Below are 26,038 nucleotides of genomic sequence, written 5' to 3' on the forward strand. Positions count from 1 at the left end.
GGCGCGCGCGCCGGCCTGGCTGCGGACAGCGGCCGCTGAAGGATGGGCGGACGGCGCAGCTCAATGCCGCCGGGCTGGGTGGAGACGGCACGGGAGCTTGTGGCAGCAGGCCATCCGGTCAGGGAGACGGCGAAGAAGCTGAACATCCCGCACTGCACGCTCTCCTGAGTGAAGGAAAATTTGCTGGCTGCGCGAGGACAAAATCGGTATTTTTGAAAGTATCGCCGGCAGTCGCGGCTCATTGTTCGCTTCGATATGCCGGCAGGCAGCACACGAACACGAATACAAAAAAGACCCATACTGGCGCTGCGTGCAGTACAACCTCACCGGCCAATGCCGAATTTATCGTTTTGATGATGTTGGCCACGGCTTTGGCAAAGCTCTCTACGATCTTCGCAGCGCCGGTTAGATCGACTACGCCGACGCCGAACAGGCCGCCAACTATAGTGATAAGCACTTTCGATGGCAGGAATACGAGTAGGGTTCCGCCTATAAAAATACCCCAAACCATTGCAAGTAGCCATTCTGCGCCCAAAGGCGGCATTGTACTCACTACCGCCACGGAAACAATGGCAACGATGATCAATACCCCAAGCCACGCTATTTCAACGCGGCGCGATGGCGGGTTTCCCGATGTGCTGGCCATGGACATGCCGAGGCTTCCTGCGCCGCCGAATCTACGCAGCAGCCATCGATCTATTTTCTTACGCACTGACTTCATTTGCTTTCCGCTTCATTAAAGGGGAGAAAGCTGCAGTCCCTGATTGGCTGCCCATTGGCGCATGGATTCAGCAAACATTGCAATACCGGATGGACCTCGCGTAGCTATCAAGGTACCGTAATATCCGTATTGCTGGGCACTATGGCGGTGGCACACCCACGCTCCCGAGTCACCAGGTAAGGGCCAAGTCAGTTTGAGTTGGTATAGCTTAGCCGACCAAAAATCTGATTCTCCCGGATCGTAAAAATCAAACAAATCTGAAAAGCAGTAGCGGTCGTTTGTCGTCGGCATTTTCAGGCTGGCTCTAAATCCATAGCCGCCGATAACGTAGTCAGCGCGGCCGGAGATGGCCGCGCTCATAGAGACCGGGTCGCCACTGTTCAAGTCGGCTTTGTCATAAATTTGGTCAACAGTTCCTAGCGAATGCACAATCGAAGACGGTGAGTGCGCGCTAGCAGGTGAAAACAGCGCCGCATCCACATTCAAGGTGTTAGCGATTGCAGGGACATTGCCGTTACAAGGACCGTTGGCCCCCTGAGCGATGATATCGGCATAGTTCGTGTGAATGACGGTACCTGCATTGGCCAATACTGCACCCTTGACGTCGTTGAGCGTGATCGTTGTTTGCTTTTGCTGCGCGACGTGCCCGCAAGTGACTCCCCAGCGGTCACCATGTTGGTCTTGAAGGTAGCCGCCAACTGTGCCTTGGCTTGGGCTAGTTTGGCTGGGCACGACTATTTCTTCCCCGCCCGTGATCTGCGCCGTCAGTGTGCCGACCGGCGCATCAATTAGAACTACGAACAAGCTCGCTGTTCTGACATATTGTTCCAGGTCTCGACGCAGCGACCTGCTAACGGCCGTAGTCGGATCGACGTATACCTTGACGAGGAAGGGCGAACTGGACTTATTGGAATCCTCGCAAACATTGGTCCACGTCGACGGAAGAAAGGCGATGTCGTAAGGTCCCTGGTGACGTTGTCCTTGAATGAGAAGCGTGTTGTAGTCTCGACGAAGATTCCATGGGGGGATGGGCGATACTATTCCGGTAGCTTTATAGATATCCGCCAGCCCTCTCCATATAGGATGGTATTCAATGAAGACGCCGTGTACTAAGCGTGCTGCGCCTTCTTGACTATCAAGACCGCGCATAAAGTCAGTAAAGGCGCGAGTTCGAGAGAAATTGATCAGATTGTACATGCCACACTTTCTATCAAGGCAATCTGCGGAGCCCGCCTTCGTGTGATGGATGCGTAGCTAATCGTCTATTCATCGAATTAAGGCGGCATTTTAAGTGCTGTCCGTGCGATGGAACCTGTGACGTCAATGCCAATATCAAGGAGACAGCGGTATATCGTCGTTGCTGCCAGTACATCTACAGCATCTTACCCGATACATATCTTGAAACTCTCTCTGATTGTCACGATAAAGTACACTTTGATCCAAGAGCTGTGTTCGAGCCACGCCGTGCGCCATCTTGCAAGATGCTGGTGGTGCATCCGAGTGGCTTTACACTTGGAGGTTTTCTCCTGAAAGTCGGCGGATGTTAACCAAACTCCAGACGGTACTAGCAACGCCACCTCCTACCGTATTGGCCTGATCACCACCGCGCCGGCCACAGGGCGGCTGTGCACGCGCGACCTAGCGCCGCGGGTCTTCCTAACGTCACTATCGCTCGTAACAGAAAGCGTCAATGCAGGCCATTCGCGAATCCCATACTCGGCCGTCTAAGTCACCACTCGGACGCGCAGAGTTCCACCACGGGCTACATAGCAAAGGGCGAATGATATGAGACCAGTAGGACTCAAGGTTTATGTGGCTCATCTTGATTCCGATTGCTTCAGACAACTTGCTTTTGTTGGCGCTGTCCACGCACACGAAATAGTCGGGGCGCTTCAGTGCTAAGAGACGGCTAGCTGTAGCAACTCCTCCGCCACGCTCGGAATCTTCGAACGCATTAATGAATTTAATTTTGAATGCCTCGAAGTCCGTTTCGTTGACAATACCTGTGCGGGGAATCATATCCAACGCAGCGCTTATTTTATCGGGACTCGACTTAACCAATCCTTTAAACACGCCAGCTCCCACCATAGAGCCGAACCAAGCCCAATCGAGGTTACCAGCCTCTGATGGCTTAATTTCATTACGCGCATAAGTGCCGGCGATGGCCTTACGTTGGCCTTCCGTCATGTCGGCAAAATGAGATATCTGCGAGAACCAAACTCTAGCCTGATCCATGATGGCCACTCGCCCCTCAATGTTATGAATGGTGTCAGCTTTGACGCGCGCTACAAATGCGGCCCAGTTGTCGTCGAGTAGATTTTTGTACTCTGAATTCGGAGATGGCAAATTGATTGGAAGGTCTTCCTCCAGATCTTTCCGCATTGATCGTGTTGCATTGTACTTTAACCGATATGCACGCAAGAACCCATCGAGGATAGGTTTAGCCTCATCCCAAATCGACTCAATACTCTCCCGAACATCAATGAACAGCTGATCTGACGTTACGCCCTCAATGAACAGCGCTGCTTCGTGATTCACACTAAACGCGGCACGCGTAAAATTGGGGCTACCAAGCACTAGCGAAAACTCGTTGCCAGACTTAAACAGATAAATCTTCGGATGAAAAGTTCCCGCACTACTGTTTGGCACTACCCTTGCCCCTGGAACGTCTTGCAGTGCTTCAAGCAAGTCTGGATCTGTTTGATGAAAGTGTGTGCCAACAGCAAAGCGTTTGACCTTCGATTGATGCTTGAGCAGATGCTTTGCCAACGAACTCATTGAGCCCCAGGCTACGGCCCAAAACAGTTCTTCGTGCTTCGCGATTAGCTTCCGAACGGTTGCTTCGAGATCTATCCCCTGGAGATATTGAGGCCGATTGGTCATGAGATTGACAGTTGGTTGCGTAAACATAAGAAGAATAGCATCTTGCGTAAAGGAAAAATTCACGAATTGTCACTTTCAGATCCGCTAGATGCGACATTGCTTGTCAATGTGATGCAGCATCATCTAGGCGTGGCCGTACTGGATTTGCCGCTGAAGGCCTACGCCCCAAAAGAGTCGGCAGACAACATGAATCGAGACATTCCAACGGCCAGCGTATTACTAATCCCCCGCGAAGCATGGAATTTGAAGCTGCGATGTTGAAGTAAGAAGGCGGAAGAAAAATAGAGCCCATGGCTAGCCTCACTTCTCCCCATGTAGAGCCTGTAGCTGCTATCAACACGCACAAGTCGGTGCAAATCCTGCAGCGCTATACCCATCTTCGCGCTGAAGAACCCATCGCGAAACCGGACAAGTTGGCGCAATTAAATTATCCAAGAAAAGGGGAAAGGCTGAACTCGCCGGCAGCGAGTGCATCGAAATGATTCACTCAGCAGTAACCGCGCGGCATTATGTCGAGTAGACTTTAAAGGCGTATGACAGGTTGGACATTTTATGCGAGTACCAAGAGCATTGCTCATGCCTTTGGCGAGAGCATCAAAGTAACTTTCCGATTTCAATAGCCCGTGGCCATGTACAGATCGAAATGCGAAAGCTTTTTTTCCACCCTGATCCATGGGCTTTATTCGTTCATACAAGGCCAAAATCAGATGGGCCATGTACAACAACATCGTGGGTAACGAGGTGTATAACAACGCATAAACGTCATCGTCTGCGGGATCTTTGAATATAAAATTAAAATTTTCAGGCGAAGTTCTAATTTCAATTCGGTCGGTGGTAACCAGATGCACGGCATGCTGGAAAAACCCGTAGAGTCCATAGCTATTGCTAGGCTCGAAAACGATTGAGAGGATCTCATCAGCGGTTACGACGTCTACAAGTTCTGTTTCGCTGATCGCTTTAGCAAGTATCTCCTTGCGGCGATTCCCCATAATCTTCTGCGTAATCTTTGTTGGATCACCTGAAGAAAACGCGTTGTAAAACCCATCCTCGTCCGCGACCATCCACGAGAGATACATCAAGTTATCAATCAACGGCTTGCGCAGAAGATTGAAGGCGGGAACAATCTTTCGCTTCTCGAAACAGCGAAGAGATTCATAGATGTGGTGACCGCAGTCCGCGACCATAGCCATGGTTATAGTGTTGAGCACGACTCTACGGGCTTGATGATGTAGTCCCAACTCTCTCAACGCGCTCACAGCATCGCGATTCTTAGCGAGAGTTGTGAACCTCTTACTCTGGGCTTTGTTCTCAAACTCAAATGAAACGATGTGCGCTTCAGCTGCCTCGTATTCAGCAAGCATCCTGACAAACTCGTCATGGACGAAGAAGCAATACTCGTGCGCTAGGCGCACTTCTTTCGGCAAATAATAAAGCCGTTTGGCAGGAATCAAAATGGCCATTTCCGAACCGTCCTTGTAAATTTACTGTCGAGACCATACAAACTTCAACTGCCCGGCGATAAGGTTTGTCAGTGCTTCACATACGCCGGCAGGACTTCAGCCGGTATTCGAGGTCGCCTTTAGCTGCTCCGCGCCTTCAATATTTAAGCCCAGTCGGTCAAAATTTTTAACGAACTGCCTAGCCGCCAAATTGCCCTCAACCTCCTTTTTTTCATCCGCAATCATCTGCCAATAAGTGCCCTCCTTGTCCCCAATTGAAAGTGTACCCTGAGATGCGCACATGACCGCCATACAGATGCCTTCAATTGCCCGCCTAAACAAATTACCGGAAGCCGCTAACTTTCCCGTGAGCAGAAGCTTCATTGACGTCACCAGGTCATCAAGCACGCCATGGACAAAGCCACATACTAGGGCCGTTTGGACACAGTGTTGTCCATCACTGGAAAATTGTTGGAATCGCGCAAATGCAGGCGATATGGCTTCAGTAAACGCGATAGCCTGACCTGAAAATCGATTACGAAATTCTGTTCGGACGCTCTCATCGGGATCAAACAGTTCACCGATCACCACCTCGGATTTGCTGAAATCAAGAACCGGAACCGTCATGATCAGTCTCCCTCAGGGCATTCTTAATGCGGCGAGTGACAATTACTGGACCATAAAAGCCATTGCTTGTGCTCGCTTTGCCAGCGTCCTCGTTTCATCGAGTTGGTCATGCACTGTGCTGACGGCCTCGGCCAACGACGTAACCTCGTCACTCATTTTTTCAAGGCGCGCCAAGGTGCTCTCAGCGTCATCGATCGCTTCGCGAAGGTCACGGGTTTTTGCTTCAAGCCCGAATCCTTTGAAGGATTCGATGCGGTCCAAGTTCGCCAGAAAAAGGATGATGGTTCAAAACCCTGCGCTGGTTCCCGCCGACGCCGTTTTGTCCGCGATCAGCAACCAGATAGCGAGACTGAAGAATGCCAACGCCAACAGCCAGAGAATGGCCCCAGTCAGAATAGGGGCGGCGACTTTGATCCAGTTCTTCATACCTTGGGCTCCTATGCCGACGCTGCTTTGTGATGGTTGTAGCGTTCGATCTCGGGCGAAATGGAAATCTCAGCACCGCTGTCAAATAGCTCGTAGAACTCCGCTATTGCAATATCCAGCATGTCCGCCGCCGCCTTGCGAACGTCGTATTCAATCATGTCGTCACCTGTTTCATCCATGTGCTTTACTCGATTTTTTGCAAAGCTAATTACCCCTTTAATGCCTTTTTCCGTCGCAGGCTTGCCTGTAGGGGGCAAGACATTGGCGATGCGAAGTGCGCCATCAACAAGCTGGCTATGAGCGGACTGCCTGCCAGCACGCCCAACAAATTTTCCAAGAAGCTCTTGCGCCGCACCTGCAAGGTGAAGCGCCGAGAAATCTGAGTCGCCACGAAAATACAACTCGATCGCGCGATTTAAATACTCGGTTGCGACAGTCATTTTGCTTACCGCCATGCTCAAGATTCCTCTACCCTAAAACTAAAGTTTCTTCTTTCAGCTTACAAATAGGCCCGTTAGCCCTGAGCCCGTGGTCAGGATAACTGCCACACCTGTCAAAAGCGCCGCCCTGCGATTCAATCTGCCAGATTCTGATGCTGCAGTCAGAATGCCAGCAATCCAACCAGCCTGCGACAGCACCTGATCAACGGGCTCTCGATCACCCCATACTGGCTCAACGTCAATCTGACTCGCGCGAAACCAGTCGAGCGAGGCCAGGAGGCCAACAACGAAGCCACTCAATGCCAAAGCCACGGTGAGTAGTCGCATGATTTGCCTTCCCTAATCACGCTCAATAGAAATTCGAACCCCGCTGGGGACCCATACGATACGCATCCCTTGTCTTTCTGCATCCTCTATTTGCTGCTGACGGCGAACAGCGATCTCGGCCCACACAGCCTCGCGTACTTTTCGGATTGCGTCCAAGGTCATGACAGGCCCGGAATGAGAAAGAGACTTTTCAGAATACCTAAACTGGTATCCCTCATGACCTTCCTTCAAATAGTTTACGATGACGCCGACTTCAGCCTGCGCACCAGTCTTCGCGCGCAGCAAACCAAGTGCCTTTGATCGCTTCCACAGCTGGCTCAAGTCGTGACGGTACTTCTTATTATCGTTAGGTGCCACTAGCTTGACGTAAGCCTTCAGCAGCAGTTCAAGGGTATGTGCGAGCAGGAACATCACTGGAAGAGAATTCATTGTCGAGCCGCCAGCTTCCATTAGGGTACTAGCAGCAGCGAGATATTCATCCGCCAGCTTTAGCCGCTGTTCTGCTATCTTCAGCGCAGTCATTTCCTGCCTGTTTTCTGATCAGCTAATAGGCACTCTTCCTAAGGTACACGGAACAGTCGGATGTGCACCTGCTCTGACGCGCCACACGATGGGCACGTGACCACAGGCCCACCCATCACGCCATTGCGCAAACCGTTCCCATCGCTGGCCATCCAATGGTGACCACAAGCGCAGGAAATCTCGGCGGACCGAACGCCGACAACGGTAAGGGCGTCGCTACCAATCTCCTTGCTTTTCTGCACGATGTGCTCAACATGTCCGATAGTGAATTGACTGTTTGATGACATAATTTTCCCCATCTGCTTATCACGGCCGCCGCCACCGACTCTCAACGACCATATGAAGGTTTTCCGTCGACTTGGGTCTGTAATGCCGGGTGCCACATGTTACCGTTGGATGCCGACTTTTCGACCGCAGCTTGCAATCGATCTGGCAATGGATTCGCCGGAGCATGTAATGCCCGCTCCCCCATGGTGACGTAGAGCTTCGGCTCGCAATGCCATAGTCGCTCGATCGCTTCGATCACAACTTCATGCACTACTTCTGTCGTTATGTCGATCCATATCACTGTTAAATGTGAACCACTGAACCGCAGTAGCGCCTCCAGCATCGCTTTGAACTCGCCACCAGTCAGATCAGGCTTGATATGAGGCCCGAACTCGACTTTGTAGATAGTTTCGTTCCATCCATGCTGAGTGCTGCTGATGCTCGTGTGGACGAGGCCGCGTTCCCGACCGATCTCTAATGCTTCGGCGTCTTGTCTTTGAAATGCCATTTTTTCCGATTTATTTCTATAGGGTTGGTGCTATGGTTTCTTTATCGTCAGACAGGCAGGCGCGATGAAACAGCTCGCCAAGACCATTTAGGGCGACGAACCAAAAATCAAAGCCGGATGCGTTTGCGTTTTTGAACTCGGCATCCCAAGGCTCGTTGGTGTAAGAGACAATTCCCAAGGACACCAAATGCTCGATATACGTGTAGACCAATTCAGGTTGCGCTAATACTTCCGGACGCACCGTCACGGATTGCAGGTAGCGCTTCTGATCTTCCGACATACCAGAAGCGCCAATCAGCGCCTCTCGTTCGTCCGTTAAAAGAACGGCGACTCCCTTCTTCTGTGGTCGCATATATGCAGACGGCTGGGCTCCAGCAATTTGCCGGATCAGTACGGCTTCATCGGGGGCAAGCTGGCTAACGATCTGTACAAACGCCGGGTGCGCTTCGCCGACGCGTTCCTTATCCATTGCCCGTGCCAGAAGGCTAACGAACATATCTCCGACAACGCTCTTTTCGTCGTGAAATCTGAGCTGCTCGGTAATCGGCAGCGCTAGTGACTCCACTGGCGCGACCCGTCGCTCCTCTGGAACCCGCTCGATGGACTTCTGAAAATGCCTTGCCAGCCGATCTTGAAGAGTTGCGGCATATTGTAAGGGAAAGAGGACTAGACGAACCGTCTTCACTAAGTCCTCACCTATTTTCCCCGTTTCCTTTAGAGCCGGTGATACGGCGTCATGGTAGGCTGCTTTGGCAACCTCCGGTGGAATGGATTTGATCAGGTCGAGCTCATTCATTTTTGGTCCATGTCGTCGCTTTCTTTCCGACGATTTTAGTTTCAGTCCACTCGGACTGTCGCTGTCCGGGCAACGGGATAACCTTGCCAATCACCACTACCATACTCGCGCGTGAAACGGAAGAATCGCGGAGCTGAATTGATAGGTTGGAGCCCCAGCTCTTGCCGCAAGTCGTCACGCTGCTGCTTCAAAATCTGATCGATGCTCTTTTCGAGGTGCGCATCAAGCCAGCTAGAAATAGCCTCTATCTCACCGACCGTACCCAGAAGTTGGATATCTGCGATGGCAGACTCAAAAGCTATTGCTTGGTCTTCGGTCTTATCCTCGCGGTTTGATGCTGCTTCCAAGCGGCGATATGCCTCCAGCAAGAACGCAGCGATTAGATCGCGTCTCTTATTGGATAGGTCTCGTGAAACAGTAAGCCGGTGGGCAATCAGCCATCCGACTACAGCGACAACTGCCGCTAAGCTGGGGCCTGCCAGTGACAACCATTCCTGACGTGTCAGTTCAAACATCATCGCCCTTAATCCGGTTTATACGGGGTTCATCAACCCTATCGCGGCATATTCCATGGTAACAGCGATTCAGGTTCGTCGGCAGTCTTCAGCTTCGGCATCGTCTCGAACACATATCGCAGATACTCAAACGGGTTGAGCCCATTGGCCTTTGCTGTCGCAACGAGGCTGTACATGGTTGCGCTGGCGCGCATGCCTTCCATACTGTCCGCGAACATCCAGTTTTTCCGACCGATGGCGACTGATTTGATATCGCGCTCCGCGATATTGTTATCGATGGACAGGCGGCCGTCCTCAACAAGCCGGCTGACTTCCGTCCACTGATCCAATGCATAGCTCATAGCCCGGCCAAGCGCCGATTTCGGAGCCACTGTCGGATATGTCTTGTCCAACCAGCCCTTGAGCTTTTGCAGGATCGGTACGCTTTCTTCCGTCCGCACCTTGTGTCGGACATGGTGGTCCAGTCCCTTGATCCGGCGCTCAACTTCGTAGAGCTTGCCGATGAGGTCATTTGCGATCTGGGTCGGGCTTCCCGTGATACCTACTGGCAGCAACTTGATGACTTCAGCAAACTTCCGGCGGACGTGCGCCATACAGCCTACCCGAACGGTGCCATCCAGTCCGTTGTAACCAGCATAGCCGTCCACGTGGATGTATCCCGAGAGTGCCCATCCTGTCCGATCTTAAGGAACCGGCGCGGATGTTCTCCACCTCGGGTCATCTGGTAGTCAAACAAAACAATTTGCTGGGGAGCGTCTTGTTGGCTCCGGTACCCTCCGTTGCACTGAACTTTTGTGGCGCTTTGTTGTGCAGCTTCATTCGCAATTGCCCCCATAATGGTTGAACTGATTTGGCAATTCCTGCTAAATATCACGAGTAGTCAGCAGCCAGCCCGCTGCTGAGCAACACTTCAACATTCTGGGCAATGGCTATCCAAACGTGGGTAAGTTCAGCTTCTGATGAACGATTTTTCCAAGAGCCCAACGTTTAAGCAATGTTACAATAATAAAATTGGTAACAGGGGGACTATTTAGCCCTGATCGCAATCGAGCAATAGTTGGGAACATGCGGATATATCACATCACTGGACCGTTTTTCGCAAAATGCATCATGGATTCAGGTCAATTTAGACCGGCATCCATCAATCCATTAAATCTAGACAATGGACTAAATTGTTTCGCCTTTCAGCCAGGCTTTAACTTGGGGCAGAACATCGAAAACCGCGGAGCAAGGCTCATCTTAGAATGGGCCGGACCGGTGGTAGCAACCAATCCGAGTACGCCCCCACCTTTATCCGCCAACCAGCTCCATAATCAATTCCCCTGGCGGTGCTTTATACGAGGCGGCTCGCAACCCAATATGCTACGGATGATTGCCATCCGGTTCGACAAAAAAACCATCGAACAGATGATTCCCATTCCAGGCTGGCATAAGCATATCCCTGAAGCACTCCGGCAGCGCCTTTATCGTCGCGCGAAGCTGGATCTTCTCATGTCCATCAGAAAAAAGTATCGGAACCAAAACCTACCACTGACTATCGTGGGCTAGCCACTTCCACGGGTCTGGGCAGTTGGCCTACGATACCTGTGAAACCTCGGCCATCACAGACGATAGTGATGGTCAGAGAATTCGGTGCCACCGTCGCCCTGAAGCGTTCCCTTCACAAGGTCGTCGATAACCGAACTGATACGCGAATTGCTCAGCCCCCCCGAGGTCATCGGTGGTAATCAGCACTCCTGCAAGACCGTCCGCACGATACCCTGCCACGCGTCGACGCCAGTCAGAAGCTTAGTCCCGCCTGTCCAGCATACCCAGGTGTTCCCAATAGAACCGATGCCCGTTGCACACGACGGTGGCTGCAGTCGCGCCAGTCGGTCCGCTCGTTTTCGACCTAGGCTTAGAGCTTTTCAATCACTCCGACAATTTTGGCGAAGGCGTTCTCTGGTCGGATACCGCCGGGATCAGTAGGACGCGAAATAGGATTCAACTACGGAAGCTAAGGCTGATTAGAAATCGGTGACGATCTCTCTGCTTACCGACGATCGTCAAATTTCAACAATAAGGCTCGCGTTAAAGCTTTCATTTTCTGGGCTTCCATCCTTAGCCATGTATCCGAAGGGATTGCACACTACGCGGCACTGGCCAATCCTATAGTCGAAAGATTCGTGCATATGCCCATGCACCCATAGATTCGCCTTCGAGGCCACATCGTCCAGGTTCGATGCGTAAGCAGACGAAGTTAGATCGTTCGCGTACTGGCCTGGTACCGATTGCATGGAGGGCGCCATGTGGGTGACTACCACAGTTGGTCCTGCGTGCGACTCGTCAAGCTTCTCAGCGATCCACCTTTTATGCTTCTCGTGAAAAAACGCCGTATCCTTCGCTCGCAGCTTGCCATACCCTTTGCTGGCAAGTCTGATGCGGCGGTAGTCCGTCATCACTTCTTCCGACTTTGTCATGGCAAAGTATCGCCGGTCATCACCGAATAACTTGAAGTCCGTCCATAGGGCGGCGCCCAGAAAGCGTACATTGCCGACGACATGCTCATCGCAATCGAGAAACTTGACATTGTCGGTGGCGACACCAGCTGCCCTGATCTTCTCAATTTCGTCATCGAGGTTATGGCCGTAACCCTCATGATTGCCATGTACGTAGATAACAGGAGTACCATGGAACGCCTCAGCCGCCCATTGCACCGCCCGCACACCACTTGTATCGATATCGCCAGCCAGGATAACGACGTCCGGCGAGCTTTCGGCGAGTGCGAATGTAACCTGGTACTTCTTCCAGAATTCGCGATGTAGGTCAGAGAGAATGAGTAGGCGCATGATGACGAGACCGATCAGGTACGTAGAATTACTGGACCAGAATAGCGCGCATCTTGGCAAGCCACAACTTGGCCTCTGTTGCGGAGACGTCAATTTCATGCCGGGGATGTTGGGTGTCGAGCACGGTGATCACGAGCTTGTTTCGAATCTGTCTACCGTTTCGGTCGAGGTACTCATAAGTCCAGCCATCGATCTGGGCATAAGAGTAACGGTGCAACATTGGCCCGACGATGATCGCCATCTCACGGAGGGTGTCATCAAAAACCACGACGGTTGTGCTGCCGACTCGATGATCAACCCTAAAACCACCAGCAAGGAGCTCTGCAAGGAGGCGCCGCTGCGCCAGATCATGCCGGATAAACGCCCAAATAATCCATAAAACTAGCGCTCCCCCGCCTCCATACATCACGAAGTACCAAACCCAATCGCTTGCCGTCATTGTATTTTCCTTAAAAATTCACAATATACTGTGAAGACTTAATGATACTGTGAGGCCACCATTTCTCCCAATATATTGGGAGAAATTTTGGATCCATTGGTCTTATTCGGTCGGGTTCTTCGCCAGCTTCGCAAGGAAGCTGGGTTAACACAGGAGCAACTTGCTCTTGCGGCCGGGATCGAGCGGAACTATGTCAGCCTGATCGAGCGAGGCATCAACCAACCGGCGCTGAGGATGATCTTCAAGCTGGCTGCTGCACTTGGTACAGATCCTTCAGAAATCCTGCGCCAGGTGGAGGCAGAGTTGAAGGACTCTAGCTAACCCGCTAGATGATTGAGGTTCTAACAGGACAACAAGAACTATCGCTTATGCAAAAAATTGCGATACGCACATAGTTGTTACATTTTACGCATTTTCAGCAGCATAATTCGTTCAATATGTATCCGTTCTATTTGACGCTAAGATAATCAAGCAAACAACGCCGTCGGAAACCAATGCGAGGAAGTGCATGAGTGTGTTACAGGATTCGAGCTTATTTATTTCGCAGGTACACAATCGCGCGCATCATTTCATTCAGTCAGGCATCTGGCAAAGTGTAGAAGAGGCAAGACTCACAAACTGGATTCGCCAGTTCGAACAATACGATGCTGAGTTGCTTGGAGCGGTCCTGCTGGACAATCTGATCCTCAAATCAAAACCACAATTCAAGGCAATGCTGTCGACGTTGATGACATGCGCCGAATTGTGCGTCGACATGCAACACGACCGCGAGCTTGTTGGGATTTTAAGTAGGTCAAAAGATCCCGGGGTACGGCTAGCGCCGGCCATTTCACTGGAGCAGCCGCCCACAAAGAGTGGATTTTACGTGCTACGACTGCTGCAGCGCATGTATCGCATTAAAGACGACTGGCTGGCCTGGCCACAGCGATTCGCGGAAATACCGAAGAGCGTCAAGACCCTGATCGTCGTCGACGATTTCCTTGGTTCCGGCGACCAGTTCTCGGATTTCGTCAGTCTCAGTAACCTGAGCCAATTGCACAAGGATCGACCAGAGTTGAGGATAGTTTATCTGGTCGCAGCCGCACATCAATCGGGAATCGACATACTTCGTCGAGATTTCTCGTTTGTCGAAATCATCTGCGGCGATGTGCTTACGGACGATTTTCACCTATTTGACGGAACCAGGCTCAACTCGCGCTATCGGACGAATGTAGCCGCACAATTGAAAGAACAATATTTGGAGTTGCTTAGAAAAGCTGGGATGCCTCTAAATGGAAAGGTTCATCCCTTCGGCTATAAGCAGCAAGGAGTGTGTTATGCATTTGAACATAGCACGCCCAACAATACGCTACCGATTTATTGGTATGAAACCGAAAACTGGACAACCCTTCTGGATCGATAAGTATGAGTAGCCTTGTCAAAGCTTTTTCCCGTAATCGTGCTGAAGAGATGGGCGCTGACCTTTGGGGCGACTTCGTAGTGCCGCCATATTTCGACCGGCTGCCGGTAATGCATGTCAGAAAACCATATGTCATTGTGGGCGGCCGCGGCTGCGGGAAAACAACGCTGCTGCGCTATTGGTCTTATCATTCGCAGTTCTCAAAAAACCGCACTGAACTCCCTGCTGAGGTATTTGAGACAATCGGCCTGTATATCCGTACCGACATCCAGTTCCTGAGCTCATTCGTCGGCTCTGGCATTGATGACGTCCAATGGAAGCGGGCCTTCGAGCATGCCTTGTGCTTATCGGTCGCCGATGAATTGCTAGGCTGCCTGACTACCATCAACTGCACGCCCGAACGCACCGACCAGTACGGGCATCTTGAAGATCTGGATTTTTCCGCCCTGGCAGCTTTTGATGCGGCTATCCCTACAGATTTTCGCTCGATGCATAAACACATCAAGCAATCGCGCTTTAAATTATCAAGCTGGATCAACAACCTCTCGTCTGAGATTCCGGCACCAATTTTCTATCCGCTTCGTACATTTATTGGTGCATTAATCGAGACTATTCACACGCTTCCCTATCTGAAGGAATCAGTATTCTCTGTGTTCGTCGATGAATACGAAAGCTTCTTGGATTATCAGCAAGTCTTCGTCAACTCGCTTTTAAAGCTCAGTCAGCCTCCGCTCGTGTTCCACGTCGCCATGAAACGCAATGGCATGCCAAATCGTCGCACCACAGGACCGGAATACATTCAAGATCCAGCCGATTTTCGTACGATCGACATCGAAAAAGAGCAGGGCGATGACTTTGAAATGTTTGCTGCAGAGCTGTTCTTCTTCAGACTCATCAGGGAAAATATCTCTCTGGATGGTAACCCTATTGATCCGACATTGTTGCGCGATCCGGCAAAACTAAACGACCGACGCGGTAATGCATCGTATCGCGCTGCACTGCGGTCGGTAATGGAGCGTGTCCTCCCATCGGTGAGCATCAGTGAAATTGCAGCCGGCGTGCTCAAGGAGCCATCCCTCAAAAAGCGCTTGATTGAGACCATTGATGCGGGTTTGGTTCGCAATAACCCAGGCACATTAACGCCAACGGACTTTGTCGACGAGAAGTTCCCGGAAGCATCAATCGTAGTGGCTGCGTTACTGCACCAGCGCAAAAAATCAGCAGACGTCTATGCCGAGTTCCAAAAGCTCACAACGGGCAAATCGTCCTCCTTTGAGGAATGGACACACCACTTCTTATTCGGCGCCTTACTATTCATCTATGTGCCGTTATCCCGTTCGTGCCCCCTCTACAGCGGTTTCCAGACATTCATATCACTTGCCCAAGGCAATGCCAGGCATTTCCTCGAGCTTTGCCTCTTGGCCACTGGTCGCGTTGGCAGAAAAGGCACGGCTCAGGAGAACGGACAGATCACTGTGAGCGTTGAAGACCAAGCGGAAGCTGCCAGAGAGTGCAGTGCCAAATTTTTGGAAGACATTAAAGGCTCAGGCAACTATGGTACCCAACTCTACCAGGTCGCAACAACGATCGGCCAGATCTTTAAACTGCACCAACAACGGCCTGCACAAAGCGAACCTGAGAAAAATCACTTTGCAGTAACAAACGGCAACACCTCAGATAGTGCCGCTGCCATTCTCAAGGAGGCAGAGAAATGGGGGGTATTGGTCAGCCGCAAGGAAACCAAAGTAAAGGGCCTGAAATACGAATCGCAAGAGTACTACCTCAACCCCGTTTTCTCCCCCACCTATGGCATCTCATATCGCGCCGGACGTAAGTTGGATCTTGCTGCGGCGACCGCCGATAAGATCTTGTTAGGCGACGATATGGAAGCGACCAAAGTCATCCGGGAGTTTGAGCGAAGCTGGCGCCTCGATTCCGATCAAATGTCGTTGATTGATGGGGTTCAGTGATGCTTATCAAGACACGCTCCTCCCAAACTGATCCGGACTTTGGTAGAGTCGAAGAATTTCCGATCTCGTTTTTTGGCGTTCCCGTTGATGATCGAGGGAAAGCAGCGATCAGTGTCTGTGAGCAACAGGCATCGACCTCGCATTGCCTGACATACCGTCAGAATTCCTACTTCGCGGATAACACATCTATCGATTTAGGTAAGCTATGCACTAAACTGCGAAGCAAGAAGAGCATCTTGATCGATTGCACCACCTTAGGCGTAGTCGAGATTATTTTCATATTGCGTGCAGCGCGCAAAGAAAATATCAAGAACCTTTGCCTGTTGTATGCTGAGCCGGGCGAGTATGCGCGAGACGATAAAGAGGGGATGTCGACAGCAACCCGCTTCAATCTCACGGGGGACCGACAGTTTTCCGGCGTCCACGGTGTCGCGCTTGATCTGTCACTCTATGAGGAAGGCCAAGTGGTTTTCCTGCTGGGATATGAAGAAGACAGACTGGCGATGCTCTTGACACAACAAGAAAATCTTATCAAGTTTGACAAGTACGCCATATTCGGCGTCCCCGCCTTTAGTGCCGGCTGGGAACTTAATAGTTTCGCCAACCATGCAAGCGGTATGGCAAACGAAACCTATCACGTTCACTACGCCGGCGCGAACTCGGTGACCGATTGTTACTACAAGCTTTTGGAAATATTCAAACAGAAGGGTGGATCGGATATTCCAACCGTCATTGCGCCAATTGGCACCAAGCCGCACGCGATTGCGGCCGCGCTTTTTCTATGTAATCACGCTGAACACAACGGAGCCGGGCTGATTTACGATCATCCGCAGAAAAAGGATGGCCGCTCGCGGCTGCTGCGCCGCTGGCATGTTTATGACGTTACGCTGCCTGCTTAGTGACGGACTCAAAAATTGGCATCGCCATCAAGTCTTTTTTGGTGACCACTGTTGCACAAACGCCCTTGGCCACTGATGCGAGCCAAGATTCGAACGCAGGATGTTTGAAAGCACGAGCTACCCTCTGTTTTTGCTTGGCTGGCACGCGTATCCGAAACACATGATCGGTAATCGGCGCTCGCCCTGACTTCACAACAATGGGCTTCCAGCTCACTCGCGTGCCGGTCCGGGACAACAGAATATCGCCGGTTTCGGCGACGATCTCACTGAAGAACGCATTTTCTTCAGCATTCTTCTTAGTCTGGACTTCGATATCGAGTTTGCCTCGACGTGCCCGGGACAGATCGCTTGTATGCACGGCTGGCATTGCTAGATCGCGCGACTCCTTATAAGAGACCCGTCCGCGGACAATGGTAACGCCCAGATCAGCCAACCGACACTGCGCGCTTGCCGCGAAAACCCGCCCCTCTTGATAACGCGCATCCAGGCGCTCCCCGGCATCAAGGTGTCCGCGGTAGATGACGGCCTTCTTGCCGGACTCGGCATCGAACCGCGAAATCTCAACTTTGCGCGTAACCGATTTGCTGGTGTCGATTACAAGCAAGACTGTTCGGGCTTCCGTCTGGCCGAACACCCGTGCCTGAACCTCGATCGCCTCCAACAGCGCATAATTCGCCATCAAGGACTTGCGGTAATGCCGATAAATATCGCCATCTCCAAAGCCCATCGGCATCAGTATCGATACAATTCCGCCAGTTTTCCTTGCCAGTAGCAGCGAGCGCGCGAGGAAGTACAACTCAGCACGCTTATAACCCAGCTTTGTCGAAACGTCGGGAAACGCGAGTGATAGCAGGCGCGTCATGGAGGGGGTCACCTCAGTCTCGGTATATGGTGGATTGGCGACAACCGAAACCTGGGAATTATCAGCCGCACGTATCTGAAGTCGGACTTCAAGCCCGTTGCCGCTACGTATTCTAGCCGCCGGTAAGCTACTCTGCCCCTTACGATGTATGGCATCGTCAATTTCACAGCCGTACAACGCCACTGACGAATGCATAGCTGCGACCGCTCGCAGCAAAGAACAATCACCAGCCGCCAGATCGATCACTGCAGTAGTACCAGCGGGGATATAGGAAGCCATCAGGCGCGCAACGTCGCCAGGAGTCATGTACTGCCCTAACGCCTTTCTGGTGCTTTTCATCCGAGGCCCGTTTTCGTGGTTGTGTTGGTCTGAATCTGAGTGATAGAATTGATATTATCATGACTAGAACGAAAAGCAAATACCCTGATGAGTGCCGCAAGATCGGCGATCGCTTCATCTATGTTCTTGAAAAGAAACTGGGGCTTTCGCTCGCTGAAGCGGCGGCCGAGCTGGGTTATTCTAATCCATCGACACTCTATGCAATTCGTGACGGCAAAGCCCTTCCTAGCCACGAGAAAATCCTAGCCGCTGCGGAAATTTTGAGAGTCAGAAGAAATCGGGTAATCGACATGAACTGGCTTTTTACTGGTGTGAGAAAGCCATATATAACGGCCATAAGTACCGACAAGCTCGATGCCATTGATAATGATATTATCAATTCATTGCAACACATGAGCGTAGACCAGAAGAAGGCATTGAGCATCCTGCTAGGTAACTAAGCCTGTGAAACTCAAGATGCCCACCAGCAGAGGCCGATGGTCACGCCTTTCCTGTTATCAAGCCCCTGGCACATGCGTAAGCCTCAAAGCAGCGCCAAATATGATGCTGCCTATGAAACGCCGCTTTTACCTTCAGGCGTGAAGCCAAATCGCTCAAGACTTGATTCCCGAGGAGTACGCCCCAGGCGCCTCGTGGGGCGCCAGAATTTCTACGGACATCCCACCGAGCACCTCGACGTCGCTTGGAAAAATACTCAAACGACGCAGCATCGGCAGCTCTCCCCGCCCAAAGCTCTCCTTGCCGCATTTAGCGATGTGCTCGGCCTGCAAATGATAGCGAGTAGTACCTCCCGACTAGATATGCAATCGAAACACTCCACCTTAGTTGGTAATGCGGAAGCCGCTGGCATGTCGCCACGCGGCCTTGCAAATTCGCCCTGCGAACTCCTAAACCAAACAGGTTGTCCTCCCCTTCCTCGATATCTGTATCGTAGCTCCTTGGAATCCATTCAACCTCAAACGACTAAGGCACTTCGCGCAACACACCCTGCAGGACGATTCAAGTCGAGGTCGGCGCGCAGGATTATTGCGAGACGGAACTTCTTTTTGATCTAATCGAAGAGCTGGCCGAACTGTCCGTGAGGATCATTCATTGCATAGATCATTGACATCGCGATTAGATGAAGGTGTCGCGCGCGTATGAAGCTGGCAAAAAGCGGCCTAAAAGCAACGATAGGAAAATACAATTACTGTGCAGTCATATAGCTATTTGTTCGGTCCCATAGTTACACGACGAAACGCCGATGCGAGTTTCCCCTCTGGGGGCACAAAGTCCATCGCTGCCTTTCGTAACTTCATCTCTCATAAGCCATATGAGCTACTGCCTTGTATAGAGCTCGGCAGGTTAGCAGAATGAAGAAAGCAGCTAGATGAGGATCAGCATCGTGACTCAGCATTCATACGGCTTTCGACTTCGCAGTCTGAGAAAGCAGCGTCAGAAAAGCATGGCGTGGCTCGCGCACAAGGCGCAGCTCAGCGTTTCGTATATCAGCCGCCTGGAGACGGGCCGGCGCCCGATCCCCTCGCTACCTATTCGTGCGGCCATCGCTTCTGCATTGGATCTCAGCGGCGCTGAGCTTCAGGCGCTAGAAAGCACCCTGGTCGAAGGATACAACGCTTTTGAGCACGCAGCGAGTATGCCTGGGCAAGTGGTAGTCATGGTGATGAATCATTCCGACGCAAAGCAGCTGCTCGGCCTCTATCCAGGCAGTGTGACCTATGTACAGCTGAAATGAAAGGACGCCTATAAGACAAAGCCGCCAATCCCAATAAATGAGAGTGACGGCCCGGTGAGGGTTTGAACCTCGGTACTGCGTTGACAACCTCAGTATCCGTCGTTCATCCCCACCTGGTCAAGCTCCCATTCCGATCTTCGTTGTGATTACACACAACGAACGGGCCACTGTTTGCCAAAAATTTTCATCGCCGGAGAGTGATGTGGCCTCGCTCACCCTGCGAATTGGAGCAACGTATGGATACGCATCAAAAACGCACGCCGCTATGCCAGCGCGCTATCTGTGGGAGGAAGGAAAAATGAGAAGCTCTCCTTCCTATGGCGTACGTAGCCGAAGACTCACTTCAAATGCTGGGGTCCGCTTAACAGCGAGGACTTTTGGCAAAGCTCGGATCGGCACCTATGCCGAAAAAGCAAATGGCCACATCACCGTCGAATCAGAACCAGAACGCATCGTCGCACATATGCTTTGCATAGATCCCCGCGTGCGTTCATTCCAACCCCAGCCCTTCACCGTTGACCTGCACAGCAAGCGCTTGCTGTACACCCGTGAAGAGATCGCCGAGGCGCGTAAGGCAAGGAAAGGAATTGCCGGAAGCCAGACATATACCCCGGACTTCGCCACCGTCCAGATCGACGGCTTGCAGTACGTCTACGAAGTCAAAATTGAAGGCTATGAGGGCGACAGCGGCTATCAAGAAAAAATCGATCGGGCTCGGGAAATCATAGAGGCATACGGCTACTCGTTGTTCACGGTCGTAGTCCCAGCGGACGAGCGACATCCCCTGCTCATCAACACCCAGCTGCTCAAACCTGCGTTAACACGAGCTCAAGAATATCTGACGCCAGACCTCGTGAACCAAGTTGAGCGTTATTGTGAATCCGGCTCGGTTTTACAGCGAGACCTTTGCGCCGACATTCAAATTTCAACCAGCTTGATCCCGCCGTTACTTGCCGTAGGGGTCCTCCGAGCGAATATGGCCCATCACCGTATTCATAACTCACTTGAGTTATCGGCGGCGTTCGGTGATCTGAGTCACCTTTGCTTAATCGAGGAGCTGAGATCATGATTTCCGATCTGAGATCAGGAGATAGGCTAGTCACCGCCGGTAAGCCCGACAATTACTTTGAGATATTGGACGGGCGTATTCATGCAGGCACACTCCAAATTTTCGATGCTGAAAGGCGCGAGTCCAGATTTATCGAAGAGGCCACTATTCGAAGTGGCCTCTCGAAAGGCGAAATCGTTCTACATCGAAAAGGCATGGCCCGCGTCGGAGTAGTCAGCCAGCATGACGATCCAGCTTTCCAGGCAAAGGTGCGTTTTATTCAGAATACCTTGAGGCGCATTGACTCCATTCAAAGAAAATGCAGTCTTTCGTTTAGTGCTGCAATCCCAGTTGCTCGCACATCCTACATGGAAGAGAACACTGGCGATGTACTAGCTGCAGCATTCCCTTCGCGCGCAACATTATTCCGAGCCCACAAGAATCAGCTACTCGGCTTGACTGTACTCAAGGGGGACAAGAACAAAGGCAATTCGACACCTCGGTACTCGCAAGACCTGGTGGAATTCATCGAAAGCACCATCAATGATGAATACCTGGTCACTGAATCCAGATGGACGCTCGGATATCTCACGGAATACATCAATCGCGAAGCTCGGCGCCGCTGCCTGCACGCCGCCAAACGGGAGATTAGTCGCAAGTTTGTAGCGGCGAGGATTCATAATCTCAGCGTCGATGCTGACTATGATCGCATGGATCCGCTCCAACGAGTAGCCGGTAAGTCGTATGCAAAGCGACGAATCCGAGCGCCGTTTGCATTCGCACGCATTGAGCAGGACGCAGTGCATTTGCCTTTCGTCGTGCAAACCCCTCACGGCATATCCAGAACCATTTATCTAGTACATGCAATCGATGTATGCACCGGATATCCAGTGGGATGGCGCATCGTCATCGGGGCGCCGCGCGAGATGGACTCGATCTCCTGCATTGAGATGTACCTTACACCGGCCAAAATAGCGCGCTTCGAAGAATTCGACATTACTCACGCAATCAACTTGTACGGTACACCGGCGCAAATCATCTTCGATAATGGCCCAGAGTGTAAAGGAGGCCGAATTATCCGTCTTGAACTGATTGAGATTGACATCAAACATTGCAAGGCGAAGGAAGCTCAAGGTAAGCCATTCATCGAACGGCTGAATCGGGCACTTAAGGAGGCGCTTCAGACCCTACCTGGCTGCACGCGCTTCGATGGAAAAGATGGCAAGCGGGACCCCGAAGCACTGGGCGATCAGCTGATGACCGTCGACGCGCTCGAGAAATGGATTGTTCGCTGGCTTTATGATGATTGGGCCAATTTCCCTCTCGATCGCTTGCGCTGGGAAAATTTACTGGATAGCTCGGTCAAGGGAAAAACACCGCTTGAGCGCCTTGCTTATCTGACGCAGGAGATGGGACACCCCATCACCATGCCACCACCACGGCAGAAATGGATGGCAGCCGTCTACGAACACAAACAGTGTGTGCTCAGCGCGAAGTCAGGTATCACCGTGATGCATGGCTTCCGCTACAAAGGCGAAGCGATGTCGTACTTGCTATCCAAATACGGCGATCACGCTCCGCTTCACGTCCTTTATGACCCCGACGATTTTCGCCAGGCATATGTGTACGAGGATGATGACCTTCCGCTCGTCACACTCACGCATGAACACGTGCGACCAGACACCCCTGCATGGACCTTCGATGAGGCGAAGGAGCGCTTTAAAGCCGACATGGAAAACTGGGATATCCCCGCACCAAGGGCCAAGTTCCTGCATGACCTGGATGATGCCGCCATTGGAAACAACAACCCTCGAAAACCAAAATCTCGCAACAAACGCGAAGAAAACAAAGAGACCACTCAACGGGCGAAGAACCACGCTGCGGTTAAAAGAAGCACTGACAATCCGCTTCATTCATCCGCGCCGTTCGGATTCGCATCAGCTACAGCACCTCCGCTAGATGCCGGATGTGAAGTTCCGGATAGCACCTGGTACGACGACATGCCATCAATGACCATTGTGAATCGAAACACTGGAGAACAACTGCTATGAATACCGCCCAACAACTACGCAAAGATATCGAAGCATGCGAACTTCCACATCCCTTTTTCGTCGATCATCTCTCAGCGCTTGAGCAACGCATCAACGACTCCCTTGCTGGCTTCGCGCCAAAAATCGAACGCATTCCTGGCCCAAGCGGTGTGGGGAAATCCTCCATCGTCACCACGCTGGCTCGGAAATATCCAGAGAGTCGAGTAGATGGACGGCGCTATGTGCCAGTACTTATCGTAAGAGTCCCTCAATCTGCGACAGCGAAACTTCTTCCAAATAGCGTACTGGCTGCACTAGGTATCAAAGTTGCCGCGAGCACCACCGGCGGTGCAATGTTCAGCCTGATGCTAACGCAGCTTCGCCTTGCCGGCACCCGAGTGATCATTTTTGACGAGATATCACATCTGGTTGATGAAGGGTCCCGGGTCCCTCCGCGCGCAGCCAGTGACTGGCTGAAAGCTCTAACCGACACCCTGGACATCACCCTGATTCTCTTCGGGATTCCACGGCTGGAGCGGCTCTTTTCAGCAAATGAGCAACTGCGTCGCCGTGCCCGGCCAGCCCGAAATTTCTACCCTTACGACCCAAGCGACGATAAGCAAATGGCTGCCTACGCCTCATGCGTCACGAGTTATGCAAAGCTGTTCACTTCGGCCGGCTATCCTATTCAAGTTCACCCTCGAATTCTGACAGAACAAACCTTTCTGTTGTCCGGTGGTCTAGTGGGAGTGCTCGCCGACTTTATGCGGGAATTAGCCGGCTTGCTAAAAAAAGAAACGCCCCGTCCCGTCACTTATCTTGATTGTGTTCGGGCACTAGAGGAAGTCAGCCACGCAGGTTCTCCCCATAAATTGGCTTTCCATGATTCCACAACGAACAACACTAAAGTGCAACCAGCTGCTCTTACACAGGCGTATGCCCATGTCTTGAGCAGCAACACAATGCCTATGCCCATTCGCAAAAAGGAAGGTATCAAACAATGAGCCTGGTCGTCACTTCCGCACCCAGAAACGAAGAAGCTGGTTTTGGCTACTACCGGCGTCTCGCCTCAGACAACGGCTTCTCCAGCTGGCGTGATCTTACAGACACAGCTGGCGTTGACCGAAATCGACGCCAGCTCCTAATGCGTACAGATGAGGTAGCTAAGAACCTCGGTCTGGAGCCGGCGTGGGCAGAGCAAGCCAAACAAAAAGAACTGCTCTGCCAAAGCTGGGGAACGCTATATCGCACTCACACCGATGCTGTATGTCCTGAATGTCTCAACGAGTCACTGCATTTGCGACATGGCTGGGGACACGCATATGCCACCGCTTGCCCAAGGCATCAGATACAACTGATAGATAAGTGTAACGTCTGCGGGTTAGCGTTATCTGGAGCTCGCCTTCATGTAGGGTTGTGTTCATGTGGGCACAATCTAACCAACTTGCCACGTATGCCGGCGACCCGTACACAGCAGTGGCTATCGACGCTTATTGCTAGTAATGGCGTGCATTCTGGGGACATAGCGCCGGCTCTCCACGGCGTCGACATTACCGTATTGGCGAAGATCATACAGATCCTTTGCCTGTATGCTGATCCGGCTAAGCCCAAACTGCAGCGCGTCGCGCATGCGCCGAAATCCATCGTTGAGGCGGTGAAATTCCTTGCGCCGATAGAAGCCCAGTTGGCTGATTGGCCAATGGGCTTCAAGGCACATGTCGAGCAGCGCATTTCGGCCGGTCGAAAAGATGCCCGTACACTAAATACATTACTCGGTGATTGGTATATTCGGCTGCGCAAACTTGCCATAGGCACGGAATTTGAACAGTTTGTGCAGATCGTCATCGATGTCGCTGTGGAAAAAACAGACTGTGTTCTTGGTCTGGATTCAGCCAAGGCAATGGCGACATCCACCACCGGGTACATGCACTCGTCAGACGCCGCCAAAGCCATCGGCGTGAGTGTCTCACGTCTGCACGAATCGATTCTGGCCAACGAATGCGCACATCGCACCAAGCGAACTGGAACGCGTGGGCAAGTACACGAAGTACCATGCAGTGAAGTCGAGCGCATACAGCAACAGCGCGCAAAATGGATTTCTGACGCCACGGCCTCTGAGATGGCTGAGGTTTCTCCTGCCGTACTCGATCGCATGAAATCGGCCGGTGTTATTCAATCAGACGTTCGATGGCGGGAAGACATTTTGAAAGCAGGTCCAGTCAATCAGCAGTCCTTAGCGGATTTGTTCGAAAACGTGAGTCGGTTTGCGGATCCAACCTCGGTGCTTGACGATGTCACCGTCACCTGGGCAGAGTTCACCAGCCGTCGCATGGGAGAGAAGCAAGCTATCGAATCGCTGATGAAGGCCATTGTTAGAGGAGACGTGAGAGCCGTCTCACACGCCAAAAATCTCGGCAGGTTACTCTTCCGACGGTCTGATGTGTCGCGGTATTTCGGCATGCCGCTGATAGAAGCAGGTATGTCGATTCAGCAGCTGGCCAAGGCAACCAACTGGAAATGGGAGAGCATCGCACACTGGGTGGATCAAGGATTACTCAGTTCCGAAATGGTGCAACGCCGTGGTCAATCTTGTCGTATCGTATTGCCGCATCAGCTTCTCGCATTTCGCCAAAATTATCTCCCACTCGCAGATTTAGCGCGGGTAATGGGAACGAAATCATCCGCTCTATCTCGCCTGCTTCCTCATATCGAATTGATAGGTGCAAAAAGACTACCTGATGGCATCATGCGAGGCGGACTGATTCGAATCGCTGACCTGGGTCATTTGGCCTTAGCCGGCGCAAGGGCTAGGGAAGACCTGTTGGAGTCCGCTGAATGGTGACTCCCTACCGAACAGGATCAGATGAAGCCAGTCTACCTGAATGAATCCCCGTAGCCACTGGTAAGTAAGAAAAAGCCCGGTCCTTTCTGTGCCAGCTCATACGAGACAGATTCTTTGTATCAGTTGGCGCAGGATAGCCACCCAAGACGTGCGAAATCTATGACACTCGAGCCCTA

General features: G+C 51.9%; 29 protein-coding genes. 12 read left to right on the plus strand and 17 right to left on the minus strand.

Annotated elements, in window-relative coordinates; translation table 11 throughout:
* Positions 1–238: 238 nt before the first annotated feature.
* The 3 genes from HUX88_RS29125 to HUX88_RS29135 all read right to left on the minus strand — a co-directional run bounded on the left by HUX88_RS29125 (position 239) and on the right by HUX88_RS29135 (position 3,604).
* Complete coding sequence (locus HUX88_RS29125; RefSeq protein WP_147330557.1) at positions 239–721, minus strand: hypothetical protein; 483 nt, start codon at positions 719–721, stop codon at positions 239–241.
* Positions 722–736: 15 nt separating this feature from the next.
* Positions 737–1,918, minus strand: a complete 1,182-nt coding sequence (locus HUX88_RS29130; RefSeq protein ID WP_147330556.1) for a hypothetical protein — start codon at positions 1,916–1,918, stop codon at positions 737–739.
* Positions 1,919–2,386: 468 nt separating this feature from the next.
* Positions 2,387–3,604, minus strand: coding sequence for a phospholipase D family protein (locus HUX88_RS29135; RefSeq protein ID WP_117015738.1), 1,218 nt, complete (start codon positions 3,602–3,604; stop codon positions 2,387–2,389).
* Positions 3,605–3,646: 42 nt separating this feature from the next.
* Here HUX88_RS29135 and HUX88_RS31965 point away from each other — a divergent pair, with 42 nt between their 5' ends.
* Positions 3,647–3,865 carry a hypothetical protein gene (locus HUX88_RS31965; protein ID WP_217916495.1) on the plus strand — a complete coding sequence of 73 codons (219 nt, stop codon included), beginning with the start codon at positions 3,647–3,649 and terminating at the stop codon, positions 3,863–3,865.
* Between the two features lie 161 nt (positions 3,866–4,026).
* On the opposite strand, the gene HUX88_RS29140 is transcribed toward HUX88_RS31965, so the two are convergent.
* The 11 genes from HUX88_RS29140 to HUX88_RS29185 form a co-directional block, all read right to left on the minus strand.
* On the minus strand, positions 4,027–5,064 hold the full coding sequence (locus HUX88_RS29140; protein ID WP_117015697.1) for a hypothetical protein: 1,038 nt from the start codon (positions 5,062–5,064) through the stop codon (positions 4,027–4,029).
* Between the two features lie 96 nt (positions 5,065–5,160).
* A complete protein-coding gene (locus tag HUX88_RS29145; protein WP_147330555.1) occupies positions 5,161–5,670 on the minus strand; it encodes a hypothetical protein in 510 nt (169 codons plus the stop codon).
* 42 nt (positions 5,671–5,712) lie between these two features.
* Entirely contained in the window at positions 5,713–5,931 is a 219-nt protein-coding gene (locus tag HUX88_RS29150; RefSeq protein ID WP_117015695.1) for a hypothetical protein, read from the minus strand.
* 24 nt (positions 5,932–5,955) lie between these two features.
* The gene (locus tag HUX88_RS29155) at positions 5,956–6,096 is read right to left on the minus strand and encodes a hypothetical protein (RefSeq protein WP_158568999.1); all 141 of its coding nucleotides are present in this window, start codon (positions 6,094–6,096) and stop codon (positions 5,956–5,958) included.
* An 11-nt stretch (positions 6,097–6,107) separates the two neighbouring features.
* The gene (locus tag HUX88_RS29160) at positions 6,108–6,551 is read right to left on the minus strand and encodes a hypothetical protein (RefSeq protein WP_147330554.1); all 444 of its coding nucleotides are present in this window, start codon (positions 6,549–6,551) and stop codon (positions 6,108–6,110) included.
* A 39-nt stretch (positions 6,552–6,590) separates the two neighbouring features.
* On the minus strand, positions 6,591–6,863 hold the full coding sequence (locus HUX88_RS31970) for a hypothetical protein (protein ID WP_217916496.1): 273 nt from the start codon (positions 6,861–6,863) through the stop codon (positions 6,591–6,593).
* Between the two features lie 12 nt (positions 6,864–6,875).
* On the minus strand, positions 6,876–7,385 hold the full coding sequence (locus HUX88_RS29165; protein ID WP_117015694.1) for a hypothetical protein: 510 nt from the start codon (positions 7,383–7,385) through the stop codon (positions 6,876–6,878).
* Between the two features lie 328 nt (positions 7,386–7,713).
* On the minus strand, positions 7,714–8,160 hold the full coding sequence (locus HUX88_RS29170) for a hypothetical protein (protein WP_147330553.1): 447 nt from the start codon (positions 8,158–8,160) through the stop codon (positions 7,714–7,716).
* 16 nt (positions 8,161–8,176) lie between these two features.
* Positions 8,177–8,956, minus strand: a complete 780-nt coding sequence (locus HUX88_RS29175) for a DUF4393 domain-containing protein (protein WP_117015693.1) — start codon at positions 8,954–8,956, stop codon at positions 8,177–8,179.
* Positions 8,957–8,997: 41 nt separating this feature from the next.
* Complete coding sequence (locus HUX88_RS29180; RefSeq protein ID WP_147330552.1) at positions 8,998–9,474, minus strand: hypothetical protein; 477 nt, start codon at positions 9,472–9,474, stop codon at positions 8,998–9,000.
* 35 nt (positions 9,475–9,509) lie between these two features.
* On the minus strand, positions 9,510–10,124 hold the full coding sequence (locus HUX88_RS29185) for an IS66 family transposase (RefSeq protein ID WP_117015691.1): 615 nt from the start codon (positions 10,122–10,124) through the stop codon (positions 9,510–9,512).
* A 457-nt stretch (positions 10,125–10,581) separates the two neighbouring features.
* On the opposite strand from HUX88_RS29185, the gene HUX88_RS29190 reads away from it, so the two are divergent.
* Positions 10,582–11,019, plus strand: a complete 438-nt coding sequence (locus HUX88_RS29190) for a hypothetical protein (protein WP_147330551.1) — start codon at positions 10,582–10,584, stop codon at positions 11,017–11,019.
* A 497-nt stretch (positions 11,020–11,516) separates the two neighbouring features.
* On the opposite strand, the gene HUX88_RS29195 is transcribed toward HUX88_RS29190, so the two are convergent.
* The gene (locus tag HUX88_RS29195; RefSeq protein WP_117015689.1) at positions 11,517–12,299 is read right to left on the minus strand and encodes a metallophosphoesterase; all 783 of its coding nucleotides are present in this window, start codon (positions 12,297–12,299) and stop codon (positions 11,517–11,519) included.
* A gap of 28 nt (positions 12,300–12,327) precedes the next feature.
* Positions 12,328–12,738 carry a hypothetical protein gene (locus HUX88_RS29200; protein WP_117015688.1) on the minus strand — a complete coding sequence of 137 codons (411 nt, stop codon included), beginning with the start codon at positions 12,736–12,738 and terminating at the stop codon, positions 12,328–12,330.
* Between the two features lie 87 nt (positions 12,739–12,825).
* Here HUX88_RS29200 and HUX88_RS29205 point away from each other — a divergent pair, with 87 nt between their 5' ends.
* The 4 genes from HUX88_RS29205 to HUX88_RS29220 all read left to right on the plus strand — a co-directional run bounded on the left by HUX88_RS29205 (position 12,826) and on the right by HUX88_RS29220 (position 17,006).
* Entirely contained in the window at positions 12,826–13,059 is a 234-nt protein-coding gene (locus HUX88_RS29205) for a helix-turn-helix domain-containing protein (RefSeq protein WP_117015737.1), read from the plus strand.
* A gap of 187 nt (positions 13,060–13,246) precedes the next feature.
* The gene (locus tag HUX88_RS29210) at positions 13,247–14,140 is read left to right on the plus strand and encodes a hypothetical protein (RefSeq protein ID WP_117015687.1); all 894 of its coding nucleotides are present in this window, start codon (positions 13,247–13,249) and stop codon (positions 14,138–14,140) included.
* Between the two features lie 2 nt (positions 14,141–14,142).
* Entirely contained in the window at positions 14,143–16,107 is a 1,965-nt protein-coding gene (locus HUX88_RS29215) for a hypothetical protein (RefSeq protein WP_117015686.1), read from the plus strand.
* Positions 16,107–17,006, plus strand: coding sequence for a hypothetical protein (locus HUX88_RS29220; RefSeq protein ID WP_117015685.1), 900 nt, complete (start codon positions 16,107–16,109; stop codon positions 17,004–17,006). The genes HUX88_RS29215 and HUX88_RS29220 overlap by 1 nt, the downstream gene beginning before the upstream one ends.
* Here HUX88_RS29220 and HUX88_RS29225 read toward each other — a convergent pair.
* Positions 16,990–18,207: an N-6 DNA methylase gene (locus HUX88_RS29225; RefSeq protein WP_117015684.1), complete on the minus strand. Its 1,218-nt coding sequence runs from the start codon at positions 18,205–18,207 to the stop codon at positions 16,990–16,992. The two genes, HUX88_RS29220 and HUX88_RS29225, sit on opposite strands and share 17 nt — an antisense overlap.
* 59 nt (positions 18,208–18,266) lie before the next feature.
* On the opposite strand from HUX88_RS29225, the gene HUX88_RS29230 reads away from it, so the two are divergent.
* The 6 genes from HUX88_RS29230 to HUX88_RS29255 all read left to right on the plus strand — a co-directional run bounded on the left by HUX88_RS29230 (position 18,267) and on the right by HUX88_RS29255 (position 25,862).
* A complete protein-coding gene (locus tag HUX88_RS29230; RefSeq protein WP_117015683.1) occupies positions 18,267–18,647 on the plus strand; it encodes a helix-turn-helix domain-containing protein in 381 nt (126 codons plus the stop codon).
* Between the two features lie 929 nt (positions 18,648–19,576).
* Positions 19,577–19,942, plus strand: a complete 366-nt coding sequence (locus tag HUX88_RS29235) for a helix-turn-helix transcriptional regulator (protein WP_117015682.1) — start codon at positions 19,577–19,579, stop codon at positions 19,940–19,942.
* 202 nt (positions 19,943–20,144) lie between these two features.
* Complete coding sequence (locus HUX88_RS29240; protein ID WP_229213462.1) at positions 20,145–21,011, plus strand: hypothetical protein; 867 nt, start codon at positions 20,145–20,147, stop codon at positions 21,009–21,011.
* Positions 21,008–23,041: a transposase gene (locus HUX88_RS29245; protein ID WP_117015680.1), complete on the plus strand. Its 2,034-nt coding sequence runs from the start codon at positions 21,008–21,010 to the stop codon at positions 23,039–23,041. Before HUX88_RS29240 ends, HUX88_RS29245 begins: the two co-directional genes overlap by 4 nt.
* The gene (locus HUX88_RS29250) at positions 23,038–24,024 is read left to right on the plus strand and encodes a TniB family NTP-binding protein (RefSeq protein ID WP_117015679.1); all 987 of its coding nucleotides are present in this window, start codon (positions 23,038–23,040) and stop codon (positions 24,022–24,024) included. The genes HUX88_RS29245 and HUX88_RS29250 overlap by 4 nt, the downstream gene beginning before the upstream one ends.
* On the plus strand, positions 24,021–25,862 hold the full coding sequence (locus HUX88_RS29255; RefSeq protein WP_117015678.1) for a TniQ family protein: 1,842 nt from the start codon (positions 24,021–24,023) through the stop codon (positions 25,860–25,862). Before HUX88_RS29250 ends, HUX88_RS29255 begins: the two co-directional genes overlap by 4 nt.
* The last annotated feature ends 176 nt before the right edge of the window (positions 25,863–26,038 follow it).

Source organism: Duganella sp. BJB1802 (assembly GCF_013369445.1).
GTDB lineage: Bacteria > Pseudomonadota > Gammaproteobacteria > Burkholderiales > Burkholderiaceae_D > Rugamonas > Rugamonas vulcania_A.

What these genes read in the sequence shown, in the direction of transcription:
- HUX88_RS29125 (WP_147330557.1), bottom strand. Translation starts at nt 721, where the DNA reads ATGAAGTCAGTGCGTAAGAAAATAGATCGATGGCTGCTGCGTAGATTC.
- HUX88_RS29130 (WP_147330556.1), bottom strand. Translation starts at nt 1,918, where the DNA reads ATGTACAATCTGATCAATTTCTCTCGAACTCGCGCCTTTACTGACTTT.
- HUX88_RS29135 (WP_117015738.1), bottom strand. Translation starts at nt 3,604, where the DNA reads ATGACCAATCGGCCTCAATATCTCCAGGGGATAGATCTCGAAGCAACC.
- HUX88_RS29140 (WP_117015697.1), bottom strand. Translation starts at nt 5,064, where the DNA reads ATGGCCATTTTGATTCCTGCCAAACGGCTTTATTATTTGCCGAAAGAA.
- HUX88_RS29145 (WP_147330555.1), bottom strand. Translation starts at nt 5,670, where the DNA reads ATGACGGTTCCGGTTCTTGATTTCAGCAAATCCGAGGTGGTGATCGGT.
- HUX88_RS29155 (WP_158568999.1), bottom strand. Translation starts at nt 6,096, where the DNA reads ATGAAGAACTGGATCAAAGTCGCCGCCCCTATTCTGACTGGGGCCATT.
- HUX88_RS29160 (WP_147330554.1), bottom strand. Translation starts at nt 6,551, where the DNA reads ATGGCGGTAAGCAAAATGACTGTCGCAACCGAGTATTTAAATCGCGCG.
- HUX88_RS31970 (WP_217916496.1), bottom strand. Translation starts at nt 6,863, where the DNA reads ATGCGACTACTCACCGTGGCTTTGGCATTGAGTGGCTTCGTTGTTGGC.
- HUX88_RS29165 (WP_117015694.1), bottom strand. Translation starts at nt 7,385, where the DNA reads ATGACTGCGCTGAAGATAGCAGAACAGCGGCTAAAGCTGGCGGATGAA.
- HUX88_RS29170 (WP_147330553.1), bottom strand. Translation starts at nt 8,160, where the DNA reads ATGGCATTTCAAAGACAAGACGCCGAAGCATTAGAGATCGGTCGGGAA.
- HUX88_RS29175 (WP_117015693.1), bottom strand. Translation starts at nt 8,956, where the DNA reads ATGAATGAGCTCGACCTGATCAAATCCATTCCACCGGAGGTTGCCAAA.
- HUX88_RS29180 (WP_147330552.1), bottom strand. Translation starts at nt 9,474, where the DNA reads ATGATGTTTGAACTGACACGTCAGGAATGGTTGTCACTGGCAGGCCCC.
- HUX88_RS29190 (WP_147330551.1), top strand. Translation starts at nt 10,582, where the DNA reads ATGGATTCAGGTCAATTTAGACCGGCATCCATCAATCCATTAAATCTA.
- HUX88_RS29195 (WP_117015689.1), bottom strand. Translation starts at nt 12,299, where the DNA reads ATGCGCCTACTCATTCTCTCTGACCTACATCGCGAATTCTGGAAGAAG.
- HUX88_RS29200 (WP_117015688.1), bottom strand. Translation starts at nt 12,738, where the DNA reads ATGACGGCAAGCGATTGGGTTTGGTACTTCGTGATGTATGGAGGCGGG.
- HUX88_RS29210 (WP_117015687.1), top strand. Translation starts at nt 13,247, where the DNA reads ATGAGTGTGTTACAGGATTCGAGCTTATTTATTTCGCAGGTACACAAT.
- HUX88_RS29215 (WP_117015686.1), top strand. Translation starts at nt 14,143, where the DNA reads ATGAGTAGCCTTGTCAAAGCTTTTTCCCGTAATCGTGCTGAAGAGATG.
- HUX88_RS29220 (WP_117015685.1), top strand. Translation starts at nt 16,107, where the DNA reads ATGCTTATCAAGACACGCTCCTCCCAAACTGATCCGGACTTTGGTAGA.
- HUX88_RS29225 (WP_117015684.1), bottom strand. Translation starts at nt 18,207, where the DNA reads ATGAAAAGCACCAGAAAGGCGTTAGGGCAGTACATGACTCCTGGCGAC.
- HUX88_RS29230 (WP_117015683.1), top strand. Translation starts at nt 18,267, where the DNA reads ATGACTAGAACGAAAAGCAAATACCCTGATGAGTGCCGCAAGATCGGC.
- HUX88_RS29235 (WP_117015682.1), top strand. Translation starts at nt 19,577, where the DNA reads ATGAGGATCAGCATCGTGACTCAGCATTCATACGGCTTTCGACTTCGC.
- HUX88_RS29245 (WP_117015680.1), top strand. Translation starts at nt 21,008, where the DNA reads ATGATTTCCGATCTGAGATCAGGAGATAGGCTAGTCACCGCCGGTAAG.
- HUX88_RS29250 (WP_117015679.1), top strand. Translation starts at nt 23,038, where the DNA reads ATGAATACCGCCCAACAACTACGCAAAGATATCGAAGCATGCGAACTT.
- HUX88_RS29255 (WP_117015678.1), top strand. Translation starts at nt 24,021, where the DNA reads ATGAGCCTGGTCGTCACTTCCGCACCCAGAAACGAAGAAGCTGGTTTT.